Below are 5,044 nucleotides of genomic sequence, written 5' to 3'. Positions count from 1 at the left end.
TATAAATCATCAGACAGTAATGATATGTCTGCCACTTCACGAGCTATGTCAGATGAATGTTTCATAGAAACGGAAACGTCTGCACATGCAAGGGCAGGGGAATCATTTATTCCATCACCCACCATGATTACAGTTTTGCCTTCAGCCTTTAAATCTTCAATAATCTTTGATTTGTCTTCTGGAAGCACTTGAGATTTGTATTTTGTGATTCCCAATGCTTTGGCACTGGCTCTTGCACCACTTTCACTGTCTCCGGTAAGCATTATGACATTTTCAATGCCTAAATCCTTAAGCTCTGATATGACATATTTTGCTTCTTCACGAACAGGATCATCAATACAGATTATGCCTTCCAGTTTTCCATCAATTGCCAAATAAACTACAGAATGTTCTTTGGCTTTTTTGGCGATTTTTTTCTCCTGGGTTTTGGTTACTTTAACGTTCTCATCATCAAATAAGAAGTGTCTGGAACCTATTATTGCACGTTTGCCGTCATATTCCGTTGCAATACCATGCGCCACAATATATTCCACTTCGCTGTGGTCTTCATCGTGTTTTAGACCTTCCTCTTCTGCCGCTTTTACGATTGCTGTTGCGATACTATGCGCGAAATGCTCTTCAATACAAGCCGCCATTCTTAAAATGTCCTCACGTTTGTATCTCTTGGACATTGGAATGACATCAACAACCTTTGGAGTTGCATTAGTCAGTGTTCCTGTCTTGTCGAACACGATTGTGTCTGCATTTGCATAGTTTTCCAGGAATTTCCCGCCTTTTACCATCATCCTGTTATCTGATGCTTCACGCATAGCAGATATTATGGATAACGGTGTTGTCAGTTTGATTGCACATGAAAAATCAACCATTAAAACAGATAAGGCTTTTGTAGGGTTTCCTGTAATCAAGTATGTTAGGGCAGTTGCGATGAAGCTGTACGGAACAATTGAATCGGCGAGCTTTTCGGCCTTACTTTGAGTATCTGCCTTCAACTCTTCCGAATTTTCAATCAAATCTATAATTTTATTTAATCTTGTTTCATTGTTCATTGAATAGACTTCAATTATAAGGTTTCCTTCTTCAACAACGGTTCCTGCGTGCACGGTTTTTCCAGGCATCTTATGAATGGCTAGTGGTTCTCCAGTCATTGAAGCTTCGTTAACCATTCCGTCGCCTTCAATTACTTTTCCATCAACAGGTATTACATCACCCATATGGATTTTGATTTTATCTCCCTTGTCGATATCTACAATAGGGCGTTGTTTTTCTTCACCATCATCTCCTACTACCCATACAGTATCGATGTTTAAAGCCAAACTGTCTTTTAGTGTAGTTTTAGCTTTTTGTAATGTGTAGTCCTCTAACGCATCGGAGATTGACAATAAGAACATCATTGAACTTGCAGGTTTGTATTGGTTATACATTAGCGCACCTGCTACTGCAGCACCATCTAAAAGTGCAACGTCACATCTGAAATCAGTTAAACTGTCTAAACCATTCCAGATATATTCTGCAGCATGATAAAGGGTCAATACATTCTTTATTGGAATAGGTAAAAATATTCTTTCGACAACCCTATAAAAAAGCATTTTGGATAATTTTAGATAGAAATCATCGGTGATTTCTTTTGAACTTTGAGCTTGTGTCGGCTCTGCTTCGAAGAGATCCTCCAATGTAATTCCATCTAATATATTGAAAATTATCTGCTTGTTTTCAACATCCCCATCGTAATATATTAGAATACTTCCGTTTCTATGGGATGTGTATACCTCATGGATGAAACTTTGATTTAAAAGTAATGAAGCAAGACCATAGCCTTCCTCTTTTGTGAAAGCCCACTGGCCTGATCGAACCCTTAAACGAGATCCGTTATCGTACATTACTTGATATTTCATTTTTCTACCTTATTCTTTATCTTCTATGTAGATTTCTTTTTTATTTTCTTCGTGTGCATCAACCATGATGTCTTCTGCATTTTCTCTCATGTCTTGGAAGCATTCTTCTGCATCTTTTCTAGCTGACATTATTGAAGCCATTCCATGAGTCGCTGCATCTTTTACAGCTTTAGATTCTAAGATTTTTTTACCAACTATAGCAGTAGCGATTCCTGCCCCAAATAGCAATACATGTTTATGTTCGTAACATTTATCAAAAAATTCCTCGTGTCTCATATTAATTCAACCTAAAAAAATTCTTTAGTTTAATTGGAAAAATTAGGCAAACCTAAATTATTCCAATTGTTAATTATATATTCCATACTATATAAATTTAGGCATAACTAAATTTTCATGGCAGGAAAAAGGAAATTGTTAACTGCCAAAAAGTATTGTCTATTGGTGTAGTGGTGTGAATTGTAGGTATCACAACTTTTTTATAAGTTTTATACGAAATGTTCGTATTTTTTTTAGTGTTTTCTTTATATAAAATCAATTTTTTTATCAGAGTTTATGGGAAACGATAAGTTCTGTAGTCTTTAAGGTTTTAAAATGAAATGGTGTGTTTATGTAGAATTTTCTAATTCTGATGTGTTTCATTTTTTTAAAGTTAATGTTTAAAATTAAAAATAGTAAAAAGTGAATAATTCATGTTATTCACTTTTAGTTTAAGCAATTATTAACCCAATTAATAAAATTGCCTGTAGAATCACCAGTTCTTTCAGCTTGAGTATGTCCTTGGCCCCAAACAGTTGAAAATTCAACATTGTCCTTTCCAACTTTATTCAGGACGGCTAAGTATAAGTTGACATCGACACATTGGGAAGTATCTCCTTGTTCAATACCTGTGTTTATTCTCCAATATTTAGCTACATCAGAACTTCCTGCTCCATTGTAATAATCACATAAGTAATACATTGGATTATACATGTTTACACGAGTTTCCATTGTGTTATTTAAACTGTCTTTTGTAGCCAAATCATTGCTATATTCACGGGCATAATCTTTTGAGTCATTACTGTATTTAGAGTATGTTTCACTATTGTTGTTAAGTAAATCACTTAATTCTTTATCAAAATGTGATGAACTATTTGAGTCAAGGCCAAATAATCCGTTTTCAGCTTGAGAACGATTCAAATCATCAAAAGCGGCAACAGATTTTGAAGGATTTTTACAATTTTTGACAAATGCTTCTAAACTAGTGATTTTTGCAGTGTTTGTTTTTTCATCATATTGAATCCATGTGTCATTTCCATTAAGGTAATCAATGTAGTCTTGTGCTGTCTGATAACTTGTTGATGAGTTGGTATCGGTGTTTTCACTTTGCATTTCCCCACTAGGTGCTGATCCTGTTGGTGTTTCTCCGCTTGGCATTTCCCCACTTGGAGTTGATCCTGTTGGTGTTTCTCCGCTTGGCATTTCCCCGCTAGGTGTTCCACCAGATGGCATGTTTCCCATTCCATTAGAACTTGGAGAATATGGGAATGTTGTATCATTTAAAAAATTATTCAAGGATTCTTCGGTTACAGTTAACATGTAATCATAGTAACTGCCTGAAGTATAAATTCCATCATCGCTTTTTTCAAGTTTTAATACATTTCCATTTGGGTCTTTTAGGTTCAATTGATTAATGTAAGTAGCATATGATTCTGCCAAATCATTGCTTAAGGCACCTGTGAATGAGTTTGAATTTCTCACATATTGTCCCATATTCCATTCATATGCGCTATCTGCAGTATCTAAATTTGTTATTGGACACCAGCACATCGCACCAGCAATAGCATTTGATAAAACTTTTCCATCTTTGTCAACCATTGCAGCACCAATGTTTTCTAAATATGGATTATATAATTCGCTGTTTCCTGAAGCGCCCATTATTGCAGATTGTGCTCCTCCTCCACTATGGCCAAAAGTAAATATTTTCTCAATGTTTCCGGGTAAAACATCTCCGTTAAATCTGTAGTAAGTCACTGCAGATTTCAAGTCAACTACACCATCAGGTGCTTCTGCATTGTCTCTTCCCATACAACCAGCATTTAAATAGATAAAACCAGCATCAGTGTAATTTTTGACTTCACCTGCATTGTAACTAGTTGGTGCTTTGCATGCAGAATAACCTGGAGTATTTACTGGCATTACTATAGGTGCGGAATTAGAGGTATAATTTCCAACTTTAGCATTTTCATTTATTTTACAACTGTAAGTTCCATTGGAATTTTTACTGCCTTCAAAGTATTTTCCAGGAACGTAGATCCCACAAGATTCATATGAAGTATCTTTAGGATTCATACAGTATACAAGTCCAATTTGATAATATATGTCATTTGTTTCGTCATATTGCCAATTATTCATGTCAACTGAAAGATTATTTGTTAATGCGCTTGCATTATATGATGGTCCTTCGCCTGTTGGAGTCGAGTTACCTGTTAGGAAAAATACTCCCACAATAGATATTAGAATTATTATGGCAATTATAATTAAATGTAACTTTTTCATAACATCACCTATTAATTTTATATTAATAACTCGGAAGTGATATTTAAAATTTTTTATATTATACTGTCAGTTTTGCAAAATTGGAATGGGAAACAGACTTTGATCATGAAACATTAAATAACAATTTAATTAATAGTTTGGAATAATTTGCAAAAATTATATTTGCATTTTGTACTTGAAATAGATAAGTATCTGAACTTTTTTATAAGTTTTATACGAATGAAAATCTTTAATTATTATAATTTCAAAAAAAAGTAGTGTAGAGAGACCATAAGTATGACAACTATCACATGCCCTTTCATATTAACCTCTCTCCAAAATAATTTTAATTAATTAATGATTTAATTTTTAAGTTATATATAATTAATAGCTATTTAATTAATACTCCCATCTACAATACTTAAGCAATGCAATGACACAGGTCGTTGTTGATATCAAAAACTGATAAAATAACTTATCGAGTTGACTATGGAACTTATGATGGGCAGAAAAATAGTAATTTGACTGATGTAATGCGAAGTGTGTTTTTCACATTATAATGGAATTTACATTACATTTATAGTAATTTATCAAAAATAGAAAACGAAAAAAAACTAACTGATGCTGGAACTTGACAG

At 34.0% G+C, this 5,044-nt stretch carries 3 protein-coding genes; all 3 read right to left on the bottom strand.

What is annotated here, in order from left to right:
- Positions 1-1,892: heavy metal translocating P-type ATPase (locus tag ACKI5C_RS02830; protein ID WP_407431717.1), on the bottom strand; the 1,892-nt coding region annotated here is incomplete at its 3' end.
- A gap of 9 nt (positions 1,893-1,901) precedes the next feature.
- Entirely contained in the window at positions 1,902-2,168 is a 267-nt protein-coding gene (locus tag ACKI5C_RS02825; RefSeq protein WP_407431716.1) for a DUF6110 family protein, read from the bottom strand.
- 426 nt (positions 2,169-2,594) lie between these two features.
- Positions 2,595-4,427 (bottom strand): subtype A tannase, encoded by a 1,833-nt coding sequence (locus ACKI5C_RS02820; protein ID WP_407431715.1) that lies wholly within the window; start codon positions 4,425-4,427, stop codon positions 2,595-2,597.
- Positions 4,428-5,044: the final 617 nt, after the last annotated feature.

The sequence above is a fragment of the Methanobrevibacter sp. genome (assembly GCF_045646045.1).
Lineage (GTDB): Archaea > Methanobacteriota > Methanobacteria > Methanobacteriales > Methanobacteriaceae > Methanocatella.
The sequence above is the reverse complement of the archived record's forward strand: the minus strand, read 5'-3'. Positions and strand labels throughout refer to the sequence as shown.

Bases quoted from the DNA above. Each gene is read 5' to 3' on its own strand.
- ACKI5C_RS02825 (WP_407431716.1), bottom strand. From the start codon at position 2,168: ATGAGACACGAGGAATTTTTTGATAAATGTTACGAACATAAACATGTA.
- ACKI5C_RS02820 (WP_407431715.1), bottom strand. From the start codon at position 4,427: ATGAAAAAGTTACATTTAATTATAATTGCCATAATAATTCTAATATCT.